This is a genomic window from Candidatus Wallbacteria bacterium, assembly GCA_028687545.1.
Lineage (GTDB): Bacteria > Muiribacteriota > JAQTZZ01 > JAQTZZ01 > JAQTZZ01 > JAQTZZ01.
In genome coordinates, this window is record JAQTZZ010000001.1 from 19,150 (window position 1) to 34,057 (window position 14,908).

General features: G+C 48.5%; 15 protein-coding genes. 13 read left to right on the top strand and 2 right to left on the bottom strand.

The genetic code is table 11. The annotated features are described in order from the left end of the window. Nucleotides 1-89: 89 nt before the first annotated feature. The 9 genes from PHW04_00105 to PHW04_00145 all read left to right on the top strand — a co-directional run bounded on the left by PHW04_00105 (nucleotide 90) and on the right by PHW04_00145 (nucleotide 8,528). The gene (locus tag PHW04_00105; GenBank protein ID MDD2714272.1) at nucleotides 90-1,016 is read left to right on the top strand and encodes a M23 family metallopeptidase; all 927 of its coding nucleotides are present in this window, start codon (nucleotides 90-92) and stop codon (nucleotides 1,014-1,016) included. Between the two features lie 88 nt (nucleotides 1,017-1,104). Continuing rightward, on the top strand, nucleotides 1,105-1,608 hold the full coding sequence (locus PHW04_00110; GenBank protein MDD2714273.1) for a hypothetical protein: 504 nt from the start codon (nucleotides 1,105-1,107) through the stop codon (nucleotides 1,606-1,608). Next, nucleotides 1,605-2,072: an SsrA-binding protein SmpB gene (gene smpB, locus PHW04_00115; GenBank protein MDD2714274.1), complete on the top strand. Its 468-nt coding sequence runs from the start codon at nucleotides 1,605-1,607 to the stop codon at nucleotides 2,070-2,072. Before PHW04_00110 ends, smpB begins: the two co-directional genes overlap by 4 nt. After that, the gene (locus PHW04_00120) at nucleotides 2,065-3,240 is read left to right on the top strand and encodes a stalk domain-containing protein (GenBank protein ID MDD2714275.1); all 1,176 of its coding nucleotides are present in this window, start codon (nucleotides 2,065-2,067) and stop codon (nucleotides 3,238-3,240) included. The genes smpB and PHW04_00120 overlap by 8 nt, the downstream gene beginning before the upstream one ends. Next, nucleotides 3,237-3,752, top strand: coding sequence for a hypothetical protein (locus PHW04_00125; GenBank protein MDD2714276.1), 516 nt, complete (start codon nucleotides 3,237-3,239; stop codon nucleotides 3,750-3,752). The genes PHW04_00120 and PHW04_00125 overlap by 4 nt, the downstream gene beginning before the upstream one ends. Before the next feature lie 93 nt (nucleotides 3,753-3,845). Beyond that, nucleotides 3,846-4,385, top strand: coding sequence for a hypothetical protein (locus PHW04_00130; protein ID MDD2714277.1), 540 nt, complete (start codon nucleotides 3,846-3,848; stop codon nucleotides 4,383-4,385). After that, a complete protein-coding gene (locus PHW04_00135; GenBank protein ID MDD2714278.1) occupies nucleotides 4,385-5,332 on the top strand; it encodes a MoxR family ATPase in 948 nt (315 codons plus the stop codon). The genes PHW04_00130 and PHW04_00135 overlap by 1 nt, the downstream gene beginning before the upstream one ends. Next, nucleotides 5,329-6,561: a DUF58 domain-containing protein gene (locus PHW04_00140; GenBank protein ID MDD2714279.1), complete on the top strand. Its 1,233-nt coding sequence runs from the start codon at nucleotides 5,329-5,331 to the stop codon at nucleotides 6,559-6,561. The genes PHW04_00135 and PHW04_00140 overlap by 4 nt, the downstream gene beginning before the upstream one ends. Next, nucleotides 6,558-8,528 carry a transglutaminaseTgpA domain-containing protein gene (locus PHW04_00145; protein MDD2714280.1) on the top strand — a complete coding sequence of 657 codons (1,971 nt, stop codon included), beginning with the start codon at nucleotides 6,558-6,560 and terminating at the stop codon, nucleotides 8,526-8,528. Before PHW04_00140 ends, PHW04_00145 begins: the two co-directional genes overlap by 4 nt. Before the next feature lie 118 nt (nucleotides 8,529-8,646). Here PHW04_00145 and PHW04_00150 read toward each other — a convergent pair whose 3' ends face one another. Then, nucleotides 8,647-8,919: an HU family DNA-binding protein gene (locus PHW04_00150; GenBank protein ID MDD2714281.1), complete on the bottom strand. Its 273-nt coding sequence runs from the start codon at nucleotides 8,917-8,919 to the stop codon at nucleotides 8,647-8,649. Between the two features lie 313 nt (nucleotides 8,920-9,232). Between PHW04_00150 and PHW04_00155 the strand changes: the two genes are divergently transcribed. The 3 genes from PHW04_00155 (at nucleotide 9,233) to PHW04_00165 (ending at nucleotide 11,449) form a co-directional block, all read left to right on the top strand. Next, nucleotides 9,233-9,625 (top strand): hypothetical protein, encoded by a 393-nt coding sequence (locus PHW04_00155; GenBank protein ID MDD2714282.1) that lies wholly within the window; start codon nucleotides 9,233-9,235, stop codon nucleotides 9,623-9,625. Nucleotides 9,626-9,748: 123 nt separating this feature from the next. Continuing rightward, nucleotides 9,749-10,390, top strand: coding sequence for a hypothetical protein (locus PHW04_00160; GenBank protein ID MDD2714283.1), 642 nt, complete (start codon nucleotides 9,749-9,751; stop codon nucleotides 10,388-10,390). A 36-nt stretch (nucleotides 10,391-10,426) separates the two neighbouring features. Continuing rightward, complete coding sequence (locus PHW04_00165) at nucleotides 10,427-11,449, top strand: hypothetical protein (GenBank protein MDD2714284.1); 1,023 nt, start codon at nucleotides 10,427-10,429, stop codon at nucleotides 11,447-11,449. Between the two features lie 29 nt (nucleotides 11,450-11,478). On the opposite strand, the gene PHW04_00170 is transcribed toward PHW04_00165, so the two are convergent. After that, nucleotides 11,479-12,858 (bottom strand): hypothetical protein, encoded by a 1,380-nt coding sequence (locus PHW04_00170; GenBank protein MDD2714285.1) that lies wholly within the window; start codon nucleotides 12,856-12,858, stop codon nucleotides 11,479-11,481. Nucleotides 12,859-13,061: 203 nt separating this feature from the next. On the opposite strand from PHW04_00170, the gene PHW04_00175 reads away from it, so the two are divergent. Continuing rightward, a complete protein-coding gene (locus PHW04_00175) occupies nucleotides 13,062-14,903 on the top strand; it encodes a hypothetical protein (protein ID MDD2714286.1) in 1,842 nt (613 codons plus the stop codon). The last annotated feature ends 5 nt before the right edge of the window (nucleotides 14,904-14,908 follow it).

Genomic DNA, 14,908 nt, shown 5'->3' on the forward strand with positions numbered 1-14,908 from the left:
GAATTAAATTACTCTATCTGAATACTATCATCCCTGACCAGACGAAATTAAACTTGACATCTGCCGATAAATTATTTAAGATGCTGACAATGAAATTCACAAATCTTTTTTACATTCCAGCAATTTATCTATTGGTAGGCTTTCTGCTCAGCGCAGCCGTCCTGGACGAACCTGAACAGCAGATGATCTATACCCGCTGTTTTGAACCGATGCCCTCTCCAGAAGTGTTTCCGGATGCAAATGGCGGTTCCGCCCTGATCAGCATCAGACGCTGCTATGGAACCCCGGAGAATTCCGGAACAGTGACTGAGCGGACCATTGCAGACCAAGAGGAAGATTTCGACGAAGTGATGAAAATTAAAGTCGTGAAACGCGACTTTCCGGGTAATGAAAAATCTTCAGGGCCACGTTACCATACTGTTTTAAACGGAGACAGCCTGTCCAGGATCTCGGATTTATACGGAGTGCCGATGGCCAGGATTGTTTCTACCAATCATCTGAAATCCAACAAGATCGTTCTCGGGCAGAAACTTGCGATCCCTGGTGACTCCAATTTCGGCGGCGCCGCAAGTGCCAGAACATCGCTCATCCATACTTTTTCCTTTTTACGGCAAAAAGACGACTCTTCCTTCCACTGGCCTCTCCCGGTTTCAGGAAGGCTTACTTCCAAGTTCGGCTATCGCATGCACCCTGTAACCAAAACCATGAGCTTCCACAATGGAGTGGATCTTGCGACTCCGCGCAATACAAAAATCGGTGCCAGTAAGCAGGGAGTTGTGGTGTTCGCCGGATACCGCAGACTTTCGGGTAAAACAGTGATCATAAAGCACAGCGGCAACCTTTACACAATGTACGCTCATTGCAACAGGATTCTGGTCAAGGAAAACCAGGCTGTGAAAACCGGAGAGATTATCGGTTTAGTCGGAATGACCGGAAGAACAACAGGCTGCCACCTGCATTTTTCCATCAAGAACGGTGAAAATTACCTGAATCCGTTGAAATATCTGTCCAAATGATCCGCGTCCTTTTTTTTTTCTTCTCTTCCAGTTCGCACTCCTCGCCGAATCCAACCCGCATGATCTGATCCTTCAGGCTGGCAGGCTTATGGACCACGGCAGCTACCGTGAGGCGATTCCTCTTCTGAAACGAGTTCAGGCGCTGGACCCGGATATTCCGTATACCTATTACTGCCTGGGAAAATGCAATCAAGAATTGAGTGAACTTACCGCTTCGATTGGCTTCTATCGTAAATTTCTGGAACTGGTGACCGGGGGGGAGGAGCGGAAAATTCTTACACCTGGTCGCGAGCAGTGGAAATTCACGATCTGGAAGCGGCTGGGGAATATCCTGATCCTGAAACATGACTTGCAGACAGAAGAAGAAAGCGTTGTCGGGCGCGAATTCAATGTCTGGCGTTCTACCAGGCCTGCTGAAAATCCTCTGAACGGAGAATTCACAGACTGGAAACCTGCATTTAACGTCGGCCGGGTGAAGGTGCAGGAAGTCGGAAAGAAAATCCTTGAGGCCGAAATTATTTCTGAAGAAAGTCCATTGAATGTCGGAGATTATATTCTGTTGGACAAATCCCAGGGTGGAAAATCCAGATGAAGACCGGAAGCGTTAAAATTGTATCAAACAACCGCAAAGCGTTTTATAATTATGAAATCACGGAAAAATTCGAAGCAGGACTGGTACTGATGGGAACTGAGATCAAAGCACTGCGCCAGGGAAAAGTAAGCCTGCTGGATTCCTTCGCCCATACCAGGGGAGGGGAGTTATTCCTGTATGAAATGAATATCTCCCATTATGACCATGGCAACCGTTTCAATCACGACCCTAAACGGGAGCGCAAACTCCTGCTCCATAAACATGAAATCAGGAGACTGCTCGGAAAAATCAAGGAAAAAGGGATGACTCTTGTGCCTCTGAAAATTTACTTAAAGAACGGGCTCGCCAAAGTGGAGCTGGGTCTCGGCCGCGGGAAAAAGGTTTATGACAAGAAAGAGACCATCAAGAATCGGATCGCAGACCGCGAAACCAGCAGAATGATGAAGGACAGGCGGAATGATTAGACTGTTTTTTACGGCTTTATTAATTTTTACCTTTATTGCTTATGCAACGGGCGATGTAAATACCAAGAAACCACTCGAAATTCAAGACGGTATTTTTATTGCGGCCACTGTTGTCAGTCAGAATTTTGGCGTATCGATTTATTACTCCCCAGTCTCCCGTGTGGTGATTGCTAAAACGGACAAAATAAGCGCAAAATTCATTGTGCAGCAGAAGGAAGCAATAGTGAACGGCGAATTTCAGGAAATCAAAACTCCTCTCATTCTCTGGGAAAACGAGGTGTATTTTCCGGTGCAGGTGTTGACAGACGTTTTCGGTCTGGCCAAGGACAAACTCAAGCCGCACATGGAAAATCCAGTCAAAGCCCAGAAGGTTTCCGCAACTCCCACAGACAGAAAAGATATTTCCAGGGAATCGTCCCGGATTCCGATTGACGTGGAAAAAGTTGAAACACAGAAGACAAAGGCCAAAGTCACTGAAGAAGTAAAATCCGAGAACGCTGAGGAAGGAATGCCGGAGACGATTGCTGAAAGCATCCCTGAAAACGATGAAGAACAGACGGATGAATCCGGAACTGTCGAAGAAGATGAACAATCTGAGTCTTTACCTGATGAAAGCGCTGTCAGCGAGGACAGCACGGAAACCGCAGAAAATGCACCTGTTGAGAAGAAGAAAATCCTGCTCTGGATTGACCGGACTTTCCTGACTCAGAAGTTTCTCCAGACTAAGTTTGACGAACTGGAAAAGAAAATTCAGGAACTCTCGAAAAATTCCGAGACCGTGGAACTGAAGGTAGTCAGCAAGAAAGAGACCGAAGCAAACGCCCTGAACAGTCAGGAGGCCGATTTTCTGGTGATCCTGACGCCTGGTTTTCTTCAGAACCAGAATTTTCAGGGGATCAGCATTTTCTACAGGAACGATCCTGAACAGAAAATCCTTCAAAACATTTCCGGCAAGTGGAGCGAATGCTTGAAGAAGGAACTTGGATATGAAGACAGGATCAGCTGTTTTCCCGCGATGCTGAAATACTACCAGTACGTAAAGATTCCTGCGGTCTGCATCGAACTGTTCAATCTCAACAATCAGGAAGAGCAGCGCTGGCTGACAGACGATGGACAGCGTCTGAGGCTTGCGAAAGCCCTGCTCGCAGGATTGGAGATGAACAGATGAGAGAATTCAAGGCTGTGGTGAATGTTCTGCTGTTTCTGGCTCTGATCGGTCTCAATCTCTGGCTCTTTTCCACAGAAACCGGTTACTCCATCAAGAAAGTTTCTGAAGAACTTGCTCAGACCAGACCTCCTGAGGCGGCCAAGCTGAAGTTTGACCTTTCCCTGTATAACGGCACGCAGCTTCCTCAGAAAGAGGGATTTGAGATCGAGAGAAATTACTCCAGAATGGATGAACTGATTTATTTCTGGCAGGAATTGAAAAAACAGCAGAACAAGCTGTTTGAAATTCTTCCAGTTGACAGTGAACTGCGCAATGTATTCGAACTTGAGGACAAAGTTGTGCTTAATTTCGAAGGAGTCGATCCTGACAGTCTTTCCCTGATTGAGTCATATCTTTTCCAGAAGCAGGTACTTGACAATTTCAGTTTTCTGGCAAGGGGCAGGAAGTTGCAGATTGTTTTCAAGCACGGTCTTCTGACCACACCAAGCCGGTTCCTCTTCAACGAGATTTGAATTGCACAAAATCATGAAAGTGATGCACTCTGCCGCTTCATCTTGAGGAAGATTTCTGTTAGACTGTTATCAAATGCCTGTACCGGAGGGATCATGAAAGAAATTTCCTTGATATTATTACTGGCCGGGATCTGTTTATCAGCCGCTGGACTGGAAGACGACCTGTTTTCAGCTGTGGACACTGGAGTCACATACAGAGTGAAGGAAATGTTGATCGCAGGGGCTGATGTCAATGCCAGGAATCAGCAGGACGATACACCGCTTTCTCTGGCCATCCGAAAAAAATTCTGCGAAATCATTTTTCTGCTGGTAAAACACGGCGCCACTGATCCAGTCTGCCGATACAACCGCGACAGGATCGAACACAAACAGGAAATCGACCGCGGGGATTGTCTCAAGTTCCAGCTGGACCTTCTGGACGCACTGGAAATGTACCTTGTGGATAACGGCGCTCAGGCAATTGCAGGATCAGTTGCTGTCGATGATCTTGAAAGCAGTCTCAGCCCTTACCTGAAAGACCGGAAGTTTCCCCGCTGTCCGGCAGGAGGGAAGTATTATTTCTACCCGAAAGAGGATTCTCTGCTCTGCACTTTCCACGGAATCCACAGTCGTTTTATCAACGAGGAATACTGATGGAAGAAAAATTCCGGGATTGCAGAGAAAAACTGATTGCAGTTTCGAAGAATCTGGAAAAAGTCATCCAGGGAAAAAGCGGCTGTATTGAGATTGTGACAGTGGCTCTGGCATCCGCCGGCTCGATCCTGCTCGAGGATGTGCCTGGAGTCGGAAAAACCACTCTGGCTAAAGCTCTTGCACTTTCGATCGACGCGACATTTCACCGGATCCAGTTCACACCCGACCTGCTGCCAGCCGACATACTTGGATCTACGATTTACAACCCTGCTGACGGCACATTTTATTTCCGCAAAGGACCTGTTTTCTGCAATGTACTGCTCGCTGACGAAATCAACCGCGCATCGCCCCGCACACAGTCCGCTCTTTTGGAAGCAATGAATGAGAAACAGGCTACGATCGAGGGTGAGCGGCATGCACTGCCTGAACCGTTTCTGGTGATCGCCACCGAAAACCCCGTTGAATTCCACGGTACATATCCACTGCCTGAAGCTCAACTGGACCGTTTTCTGGTAAGGATTGAAATCGGGTACCCTGACCCTGAAACCGAACTTTCCATCATCCACAGCCACAGCGACAAGTCTCCTGTGGAATGCATCGGAGCTGTCACCTCCAGGGAAGAACTGATTGAAATTCAGAGGACTGTGAGGAATATAAAAGTACACGACAATATTGTCCGTTACATGGTGTTGATTGGGGCTTCCACGAGAGCTGATCCAAGGCTGAAGCTTGGTGTCTCCCCGCGCGGATTGATTATGCTGAATCGGGCCTGCCAGGCGAGAGCCTTTCTATCCGGACGAGAGTATGTCCTGCCGGATGATGTGCAGAAGCTGGCTCCCTATGTGCTTGCCCACCGGGTGATGCTGGCATCCAAATCAAAATACGGGGGAGAGACCGGTGACACCATCGTCAGGGAAATCGTCTCCGGACTCAAAGTCCCCGCATGAATCTTGAGACTACCCTGGAACGGAAAATTCTATATTCACTGCTGGTTCATTTTACCAAAGTCGGAGTTCTGCTTTTTTTCAGTCTGATCCTGACTACGCTGGCTGCCTGCATTTCTCTGGATGTACCTGAATATTACCTTTTTGCAGGTTTGTTCTTTACATTTTTCGTCAGCCTGATTTATCAGTTTACTCATAGAAGGAAAGTGGAAGTCAGCCGGGAAAAAAAAATCACGGCCTCGGCAGGAACGGTCTGTACATTGAATTTCCGGGTCAAAAACAGCTCAAAGAAAGGGATTTTCGACCTGTACCTTGAGTTCTTCCATCTGCCTGATCAACTGGAACAGCAGCCAGCTGACCGTACTCCATATCTTGCCGGCGGGGAAACAGCCGGACTGCAGCTGAGATTGCTTCCCAGAAAGCGGGGAATTTATCAGATGGTAAGGCTTGCGGCTTACACTACTTATCCTTTCAACCTGATGCGTGCTTTCTGTGGTGAATCTATTCTGGAATCACTGATCGTGCTGCCTTCTTTTAAATCCCTGCGGGGACTGTCAATCCCATCCGGAAAAAAATATCAGCCCGGTGGAGTGATGCTGACATCCAGCGTCGGAGAATCCCCGGAATATATCGGGAATCGGGAATACAGGCCGGGTGATTCCACGCGCAGGATTGACTTCCGGGCCTGGGCCAGACTGCAGAAACCAGTAGTGCGCGATTATATGGAGGAGTTTTTCAGCCGGGTGGCGCTGGTACTTGATACATATCTGCCCGGGAAAAAGAAAATCCAGCCTGACGGGAATCCTGCTTTTGAAGCCGCAGTGTCGCTGGTGGCGGCTATCTCAGAAGTCCTTTTCAGGGAGGAATATCTGGTGGATTTTTTTGCGGCTGGACCGGATTTGTATGTGTTCCGTGCCGGTAGAAATCTCGCCCACCTCGATAACATGCTGGAAATCCTGGCCTGCATCAATGAAACGAGAACCAATCCATTTGACACATTGCTGCCCAGATTGTCTGAAGAACTGAAAGGAGTGTCATCACTGATTTTCGTTTTTCTGGCCTGGGATGATGAACGGAGAAAGCTTGTCCGTGCTGCGCTGGAGTCTGGCTGCGCAGTGAGGGTATTCGTAGTCGGCGAGGCTCATTTTGCCGGATATCTAACCGGTCTTGAGGGAGCAGGAGAAATCACTATGTTATCCCCTGAGCAGGTCGGAAACCTGGACTTGATATGAGAGTCGATCTGCTGGCTTTTCTGATGCTGGCCGTTCAAGTGCTGGCCTTCGCTTATTATTCACACGGCCTGTTATTTGCGGGATGCATGCTGCTCTTGTCGGTGATTGGCGTGGTGCGGAACAGACACATTCTGATAGGAAAAAGGAAGGAACTGATTCTGACAGGGCTGCTGCTTCTGCCGTTCTTTATCGAGTATTTTTTTTATCCGTTTCAGAACCCCAGGGGGTTTTACCGTTATCCTCTGACTCATGCCATTGCACAATACTGTCTGCTGCTGCAGGTTATTCATTTTTTCCTGCGTTCCGGATCCTTTTCCGGATTCCTTCCGTTTTATGGCTGTATCGTGATGCTGCACGCCGGAAATGTCTATCGTTATGGATACTCTCATTATGAATTTCTGACTTTTTCCTGTCTCTTTATTTTGTTTGCCGTTTTATATTGCATCAACTGTCAACCTGCGGCTTTGAAAAGAGATTCCACCAAGGAGCGCTCCGATTTTCTACGGCTGCATCTGATAGTTCCTGTTCTGATTGCATCTTTAGTGGTAGGGCTTCTGCTTCACAGATTCGGTCCGGAGATCGAAAAAGCTTTTGGCAGCGTTCTGGGAGAAGGACTTGCCAGTTATGGTTTCCGATCGATTTGCACACTTGAGAGTATGACGCGCATCAGAACCGGTGACGAAAACTATCCCGCTTTGCGGATTTACTCCAAAAGTCCGCCCGGGTATCTGAGGGGTGTAGTATATTCCTGGTACAAAGATTCCCAGTGGCAGGTGCAGCCGGCATCAATGAAACGGAAGCTGCAGGCCATGCCCGCTGTTCAGGACAAGCAGGACGGCTACAACTGCTTCGTGTTTAGAGAAATCCAGGGGAAAACCTTCTCGTATGAAATCTGGCCGGACTGGATTTTAAAGAATGGCATGTTCACACCCGCTGATGCCTCCATGCTGCTGGCACCATACGATTCCGTGGAAATTGATGAGAACGGTGTAGTCAAAGTAGGAGAAGTCGTCCGTTCGGCATATTACACATTTTACAGTCCGATCCAGAAAACTATGGCTGAGGAATCCCCTGAACTTTTGCGTAACTGCGCTGAAATTCCACCTGGACTGGACCCGTCGATCCTGAAACTTTCCGAAACCATTTTCCAGGGATGCCACACTTTCGACGAGAAAGTGACAACCGTGACTTCGTATTTAAAGGAAAATCACCGCTACCAGCTTGGAATCCAAATTCCTGAAGGGGCTGATCCGATCACTTACTTTCTGCAGAACAAAGTGCCTGCACATTGTGAGTATTTCGCGACTGCGGCAGCGATTCTGCTGCGGCTTGCGCGGATACCAGCCAGATATATTACCGGCTATTTAGTTACTGAGGAAAACCCCTGGGGAGGATACTGGGTTGGGCGGAACGGCAATGCCCATGCCTGGGTGGAGGCTTACGACACTCTCGAAGGCTGGGTGACAGTGGAAGCGACCCCGGCGGACGGACTATCGTCCGGAACAGGGTTCGGAATTGGAAGCCTCTGGGACTATCTGGCATTTTCCTGCGAAGGTTTTTTTGTCAGGATTGAAACGCAGGGATTTTCCTGGTTAAAGGACGCTTTTCTTCTTTTTGTGGTGGCTCTGCCCGGATACATCGCGGCTGCCGCTCCCTTTGTTCTGGCAGCTTTTTGCCTGATTTACCTAATCCGCAGACTCGCTAAAAGAGGAAGCCCGGGCGTTCAGTACGAATTTCCTTCCAGATATCGCCGAGTTTTAAACCAGGCTGACCGCCTGGCACGGCGAAACGGATTCAGTCGCGACGGTGCGGAGACAATCTCCAGTTTTGCCGACAGGATATACAGTTCAGGCGGGAATGGAGCAAAGTTATCTGAATGGTATAAATCCTATGCCAGACACAGATTCGGGGGAACTATTTCTGAATTCATCGAAGAACTGGAAAGGGAACTGGAAAAGTTAAAGTGAATACCCTCGCTATGCTTGGGTATTAAGAAGTTGTAATGCTCTTCGCTGCGCTCAGAGCAAACAACTTCTTAATAAAAAAGGCCGGGTTAACCCCCGGCCTTTAACATCCTAACAGAAATTATCTAACGTTGTCTTTCAGATTCTTTCCAGGGCGGAATTTAGGAACTTTGCATGAGGGAATCTGCACCGGCTGTTTGGTCTGCGGATTGCGGGCCGTGCGGGCGGCTCTGGCTCTTACTTCCCAGCTGCCGAAACCAGTGATGGCAACTTTGTCGCCTTTTTTCAGGGCATTGGTGATCACATCAGTGAAAGCATCCAATGCATTCTGGCTTTCTTTCTTTGTCAGGCTGCTCCTCTTGGCGATGGCATCAATCAGTTCGGTCTTGTTCATGAAGTTTTACCCCTTTCAGAAATTTTCCTGCAAAATCCGATTTTGCAATGTCAATATTGAAATATAATTACAATTGGTTGTCAAGTTCTGTTAAAAAATACCACTCAACCAATAGGGTTAGAGGTGCAAGCTTATAAATATGTAAACAATAAAGAGGGGATTACCGCGGTAAATACAGGTAAACCTGGAAATACATTATGTCGCTATATAATGTTGATGGGCTTTCCAGGCCAGTCAAAGAATCAATTCCGGCACTATTGTGGCTCTATTCCTGATTTGATAACATCTTTGCATCAATTCATGAGGAGGCACTGTGTTTCTGAAGTATTTTGACGGCACTCAGAAGAAAGCGTTCCTGGCAATCGCACATAAACTCTCTCAAGCCGATGGCAAAGTGACTGCTGAGGAGAAGAAAGTATTGGAACTGATGTGCGAAGAAGCGGGATTTTGCCCGGGTGATACGCTGGTCAATTTTGACCTGGAGCGGTTGCTGAGCCCTTTTGACAATCGAAAGGCTCAGGTGCAACTCCTGCTGGAATTGGTATCCATGGAATATGCCGACCGTTCTTTTTCCCGCACTGAGAACGAGCTGATGAGTGAGATTGCGGATTATTTCGGCATTTCGCAGCAGATCCTCCTGGAGATTGAGGGGTGGGTATTCAAGCATGATGAACTCTTGAAGGAGCTGGACAAGTTCTGGAAATAAGACTGGATTCAGGCAGAGCTGATGAGAAAAAGAAAGATGCTTCGCAAGTTCCGTATTTTGATGACATTTTTTGTCGTCATCTTTACTGTTTTCGGCGCAATGCTCTTACAACGTGATCGTTCTTTGAAGACAGAAATTTCTCCGGAATCGGTCTCTGAAGATCAAACAGTTTCGGAAAAACCCTCTTTTATCGGACGGGAGCTGAGTGATTTTTTTTCTGAGAACAACGCTGTACTCAAAGTCATACGGCGAACCACTGATGTAAGTAAAAAGACCGGGACTGATGAATCAGGCATTGAAACAAAGCCGGCTCCCCGAGGATACAGCGTGGAACAGATACCTACAGTCACAAGGTACGGGATCTCAAGACAGGACGGTTCATTGAGAAAGATGTGGTCTGATCAGGATGTCAAAAGCCTGGACGGAATGGTCAGCAGAGAAGTGAAAGTAAAGACCGGTACAGGAGAAAACGATCTGTTCGGCAATCCAATGGTGGACAGAAACCTCAACAGGATTTTCAATTCCTTCATCCTCTTTAAAGATGAACTTGCCAGCAGGGCAGGGATTGACGAAATTACAGTCAAAAAGAGAGAAACTGGGGGGAATTTTTTATCAATGGAAAAGTCTTTCAGGATCTTTACGATGGAAGTACAGACCGGAGCGCATGATCGGACCCTGAGGTTTCAGCGAGGGAAGATCAATCTGGATTATCTGACCTCACCAGATGATGATCAGCTGAAGATCGGAGTCAGAAAAAAATTCTAAGTCGCAAAGTTCCGGATTCTGGGGTAAACTGATCAAATGTTCAAAAAGTTACTGGATTTTCTGGCCAAACGGCAGCATCAGGACAGGGAAAAACTGATCGAGTCGGTTTTCAGGGAAAAAAGGAAGTCTCAGCGTTTCCTTCCCCAGTTTGAGATTGACCTTCTGATCAACGGGATGCTCTCCAGGCTGCTTAACATCTCGGTCACTGGCGGTCTCAGAGTAGGGTTGATCAAACCTGATCCGTTGCCTGAGCAACTGGAGCTCCAGTTCTCGAAGCTTGACACAGTTTTCAAACTTCAGGGCGTGAAAAAATGGCAAAAAAGCGAGCTGGCCGGAGTCAGGATCATTGAACCCGGCGTAGATTTCGTGCGTTTCATCAAGGAATCTCTCACTCCCCAGTTTCTCGGAGAAACATTGTATGAAATACAGTGCGGGCTCAAGATTCAGGCTGAGGACGAGAAACTTCGCTGGTGGCAGGGAAAGGGAGACACCAACGTGTTTCTATGGGAAATCGGGCGCGATATCCAGAGAATGCAGATTGTATTCATGGATTATATACTGGAATGGCATCAGGGATTCATCAAAGTAGGTGAACTGAAGGGTGGGGAAGCCTCGAAACCGGGTTACGGAAGGGTCGATCCACAGTTCATCGTGTTTTATAATATTCCTAAGCTTGACATCCTGGACAATGCCCTGACTCTTGTGCGTTCAAGCAAAATGGACAGCGAAATCAAGGATTTCATCATCCATGAGATTATGGCGACTGAGAGAAGGCTTCTGATGCGTTTTGTTGTCGAAAATGTTTTCTTGCTGGTAGGGGAAAAGCGCTATACTCTAACCGAACTTTCCTACGAAGGTTTCCAGGTTGAAGAGCCTTTCCTGCTGTTCGACGGCACAGGGACGCTGGTTTTCGAGGAAGCAGGGTTTGAATGCCCGATCCGTTTCAGATTGATCCACCACTCACAGCTGCAGACAGGTTTCAGGATAGAGAATCTGCTTTCAAATAAGGAAAAATACCAAAATTATCTGCGTAAGCTGGCTACCAGTCAGCCTCAATGAAACATCTGCGTCTGGTTATGACCTTTTCCCTACCAGAGAATCGCGCCATCAATTGCGCTGAGGTATAATGTTCCGCCACCGGCAAAGGTCAGGCGATAAGCCGGTGTGTAATCCGCTTCGATTTTCTCGAAGTCCGGGCTGTGATAGACGGTTTCGATGTCTGTGATCATCAGGTTTTTTGTTGTTCTGGCTGATTTGACGATGGAATCTGCTGCCAGGGCCAGGATTTCACGGACAGGGAGGATTGAAACCGGAGAACGGTCTGAACTTGTTTCACGGTTCAGGCGGAAAAAGCCGGTCACACTGCTGCCTGAAATCAGCACTCTGATGCTCTCGCCTGCCGGACCTGCTACAGGGATCCCATCCAGATTTTTGTCATATGAAATGCTCCAGCCGACTATCTGTTCGTTTTCTGATTCATCATTGCGGCAGATTGGTTGTGATTGACGGTTTTCGAAATCAGCGGGAATTCCGCCGTTTTTTTCCAGAAAATCCTCTGCGAGCTTTAGGGCTTCTGCTTCACTGACACTTGAGGTGAAATCAAATTTCCTTGAATACAAGACAGCTCCTGAAGCGAGGTTTTGGACTCCGGAATTTCTGTTCAAGATATCCATGCCTGGAAGTTTTCCGGATTTAGCCGTGATCTTGTGGAATTTCTGAATTGCACGATTTTCGACAGGGCAGGCTACCTGCAGGCGGCCTCCGGCATAGGAAAGAGATGTTTTTCCTGCGTTTCTTTCAGATTCGATCTGGTCGCCTTTGGCGTACCAGAAATACAGTTTTTTATCCTCTCCGCTGTAGCCGATGCCTGTCCATTTCTTGGTGTAGCTTGAAAACCAGTTGGCATCAGCCCAGGCTTCGATTACTGCCTGGCCTGAGGCATCTTCACTGAGTTTGGTAAGTTTTTTTGCAAACGCGGTAGCAACTTTATGGGCATTAGATCCGGAAAAAGTCTCTTCCTGATATCCGCAAAAAGACTGCAGCCGACCGGTGAAGCAGGATTTCCAGTCTGCAATCTTGCTCACTGTATCGCAGGAAGCGGCAGCAAAATGACGCACATTGGAGTTCAGATCGCCAAGATCTTCAGCTTTGACAGCTTTCTCGTCTGATCCGTTGGCGATCCAGAAATATCCGAAATTCCCATGGCCTGTAAAGTACATGTAATCGATCAGCTGGTCTGGTTTGAATTTTGAGATAGAGGCATCCCCGTCCAGATACAGCCCGCAACCTTTGAGTCCGGCGTTTTCCAGGATTTTATAAAATGTGCCTGCATCCGAGACATCGATGCATTCTTCGGGTTTGACGAATTTGCCTACACCCATGGAACGGAAAGTACGCTCACGGGCAGACAGAATGCTTGCAGATAAAATTATAGCGAAGACCGAGATCAAAAAAAGTCTGATTTTCATTTCTCCTCCAAAGCTGGTTGTGTTGAATTAATTATATCCGGGAATTGAGTTTTGGCAATGAATTTAGGCTAACCGTTGAGTAAAACCAGGATGCCTGTCTATTTTCTCGTTCTGTGCTATACTGGGCACTTGTGGGTGTCATGCCTTCATTTTTTACCGGTTCTTTTTTAGTCCTGGCTCGCCAAGATCGAGGAGCATTCTGAATGAAGGAACGAATGCAGGCCCTGTTATGCGGATCGGTAGTTGCCGTCCTGTTTCTGGAGCTGTCGATTCGACTGCTGGGAGCGCTCTACGATTCCCCCAGACCTGAAACAGGCAGCCGCAAGGCCGGCTATCGCATGATTCTCTGCACCGGCGATTCCTTTACTTACGGCTGGGGGATGAATCCGGGTGAGGATTTTCCCGCGCAGCTGGAAACGATTCTCAATGCTTCAGGTGGAAAATTCCAGGTGGTGAATGCAGGTCGCTGCGCCAGCAATTCGCGGATGCTGCTCGAAAGTCTTGAACCAGCGCTGCGTAAGTATCGTCCGGAGTTCGTGACTGTGATGACCGGCGGGGCGAATGTCCATAATCCCAAGGGAATGCAGCCTGAGCAAAGTGTCAGGGGATGGGTTATGAACTTTCTGAGTCTGCACTGCCGCACTTTTCGCCTGGCTGTGATGCTGAAACGCCAGGCTGCTGAGCTGCTCGATCCGCTGTCTCTCCCGCTCAATCTCCGTGTGGCATGGGAGCGGGGACTTTATTCCATAATGGGAAGAGAATCTCTTCCTTCTGCCGCTCCTCTGACCGGGAAAAGGGGCTGCGACATCGATCTTCCACGCAGACAGGGCAGAATCTGGGACCTGGTGCGCAGCAGGAAAATCTCTTCCCTCGAAGCGTGTGACGGAAAGCGCCTGGACACGGAAGAACTGTTCGCCCTCGGCTTTGCTTATATCATGCGGGGTGAACTGGACACTGCGGAGCGCCATTTTGACAAGGTATCCGCTGTCCGCGGGAAACATCCACTGTTCTTCGTCGGCAGCGGATACAGCCGCTTGTTGCGCGGGTCGGCGCTGACAGCATCTGAAGCTTTCCGTGAGGCGCTGACCATGGATCCGGGCAACACCGCCGCCATGCTTGGTCTGGGCTGCGCAGGTCTGATCCTGAAAGGTCCCGAGAGCGATGGCGTCTGGCTTACACGGGTAAGGGAAATCGATCCGGGTAACGGCCTGGCTTGCCATTTCCTGGGGTTGCACCTGATCGAATGCCGGAATCCGTCTGCGGCGAGGGAACTTTTTCTCGAGGGAATCCGTTGCGAACCGGAACTTTCCCTGAATTATTCAGCGTTGGGGGAGCTGTGCCTCCACAGCGGGCAGATGGAAGAAGCGCGGGTATGGCTTAACAAGGCATTGGAACGAGGGGTCGCGATGGACTGGGAGATGAGCCGCATCAGGCAGAATCTGGGAATGATCGCCTGTCTTTCCCATGAAGAAGGCTGTTTGAAACAGGCGCAGGAGCATTTTCTGGCTGCAGTACGACTGAATCAAAGAAATTTCAGCGCCCTGTCCAGTCTTGGAGTTTCGGCGAGCGACTGGGTGGAGTACCGGGGTTTCATAGACACGCTCGAAGCATCCGGGCACAGGGAAGCTGCCGGGTGGCTGCGCTCACGCAATGAAAATGGTAATTTTCAATATCTCAAGGTGGCAGACTGGCTGGCTGCGGACCTTACCCGGATTGCTGCGCTCTGCCGGGAATATGGAGCAGAGCCGATATTTCTTAATTATCCACTGTTCGAAAATCCGGTACTCCGTAAGAAGGCAGCCGAGCTCAAGCTCCGTTTCGTGGATGTGTGCAGCGAATTCAGCCGGCTCAGCGGCAGCGGGGGAAACCGATGGGATTATTTCCTGCCAGACATGCATTGCAACACCAGGGGAAACCAGGTGATCGCGGGGCTTGTAGCATTGGAGATCCGGAGCATACCTGCGCAGGAAACAGAATTCTCCGATACTAGCCGGACTATAGAAGCCAGCCTTGAAATCCAGAATTTCAGTGAAAATAATCATTAATTTAC

Excerpts from the sequence above, each read along its gene's own strand:
- PHW04_00120 (MDD2714275.1), top strand. The coding sequence starts at position 2,065 with ATGATTAGACTGTTTTTTACGGCTTTATTAATTTTTACCTTTATTGCT.
- PHW04_00130 (MDD2714277.1), top strand. The coding sequence starts at position 3,846 with ATGAAAGAAATTTCCTTGATATTATTACTGGCCGGGATCTGTTTATCA.
- PHW04_00135 (MDD2714278.1), top strand. The coding sequence starts at position 4,385 with ATGGAAGAAAAATTCCGGGATTGCAGAGAAAAACTGATTGCAGTTTCG.
- PHW04_00140 (MDD2714279.1), top strand. The coding sequence starts at position 5,329 with ATGAATCTTGAGACTACCCTGGAACGGAAAATTCTATATTCACTGCTG.
- PHW04_00165 (MDD2714284.1), top strand. The coding sequence starts at position 10,427 with ATGTTCAAAAAGTTACTGGATTTTCTGGCCAAACGGCAGCATCAGGAC.
- PHW04_00145 (MDD2714280.1), top strand. The coding sequence starts at position 6,558 with ATGAGAGTCGATCTGCTGGCTTTTCTGATGCTGGCCGTTCAAGTGCTG.
- PHW04_00105 (MDD2714272.1), top strand. The coding sequence starts at position 90 with ATGAAATTCACAAATCTTTTTTACATTCCAGCAATTTATCTATTGGTA.
- PHW04_00175 (MDD2714286.1), top strand. The coding sequence starts at position 13,062 with ATGAAGGAACGAATGCAGGCCCTGTTATGCGGATCGGTAGTTGCCGTC.
- PHW04_00110 (MDD2714273.1), top strand. The coding sequence starts at position 1,105 with ATGGACCACGGCAGCTACCGTGAGGCGATTCCTCTTCTGAAACGAGTT.
- smpB (MDD2714274.1), top strand. The coding sequence starts at position 1,605 with ATGAAGACCGGAAGCGTTAAAATTGTATCAAACAACCGCAAAGCGTTT.
- PHW04_00150 (MDD2714281.1), bottom strand. The coding sequence starts at position 8,919 with ATGAACAAGACCGAACTGATTGATGCCATCGCCAAGAGGAGCAGCCTG.
- PHW04_00170 (MDD2714285.1), bottom strand. The coding sequence starts at position 12,858 with ATGAAAATCAGACTTTTTTTGATCTCGGTCTTCGCTATAATTTTATCT.
- PHW04_00125 (MDD2714276.1), top strand. The coding sequence starts at position 3,237 with ATGAGAGAATTCAAGGCTGTGGTGAATGTTCTGCTGTTTCTGGCTCTG.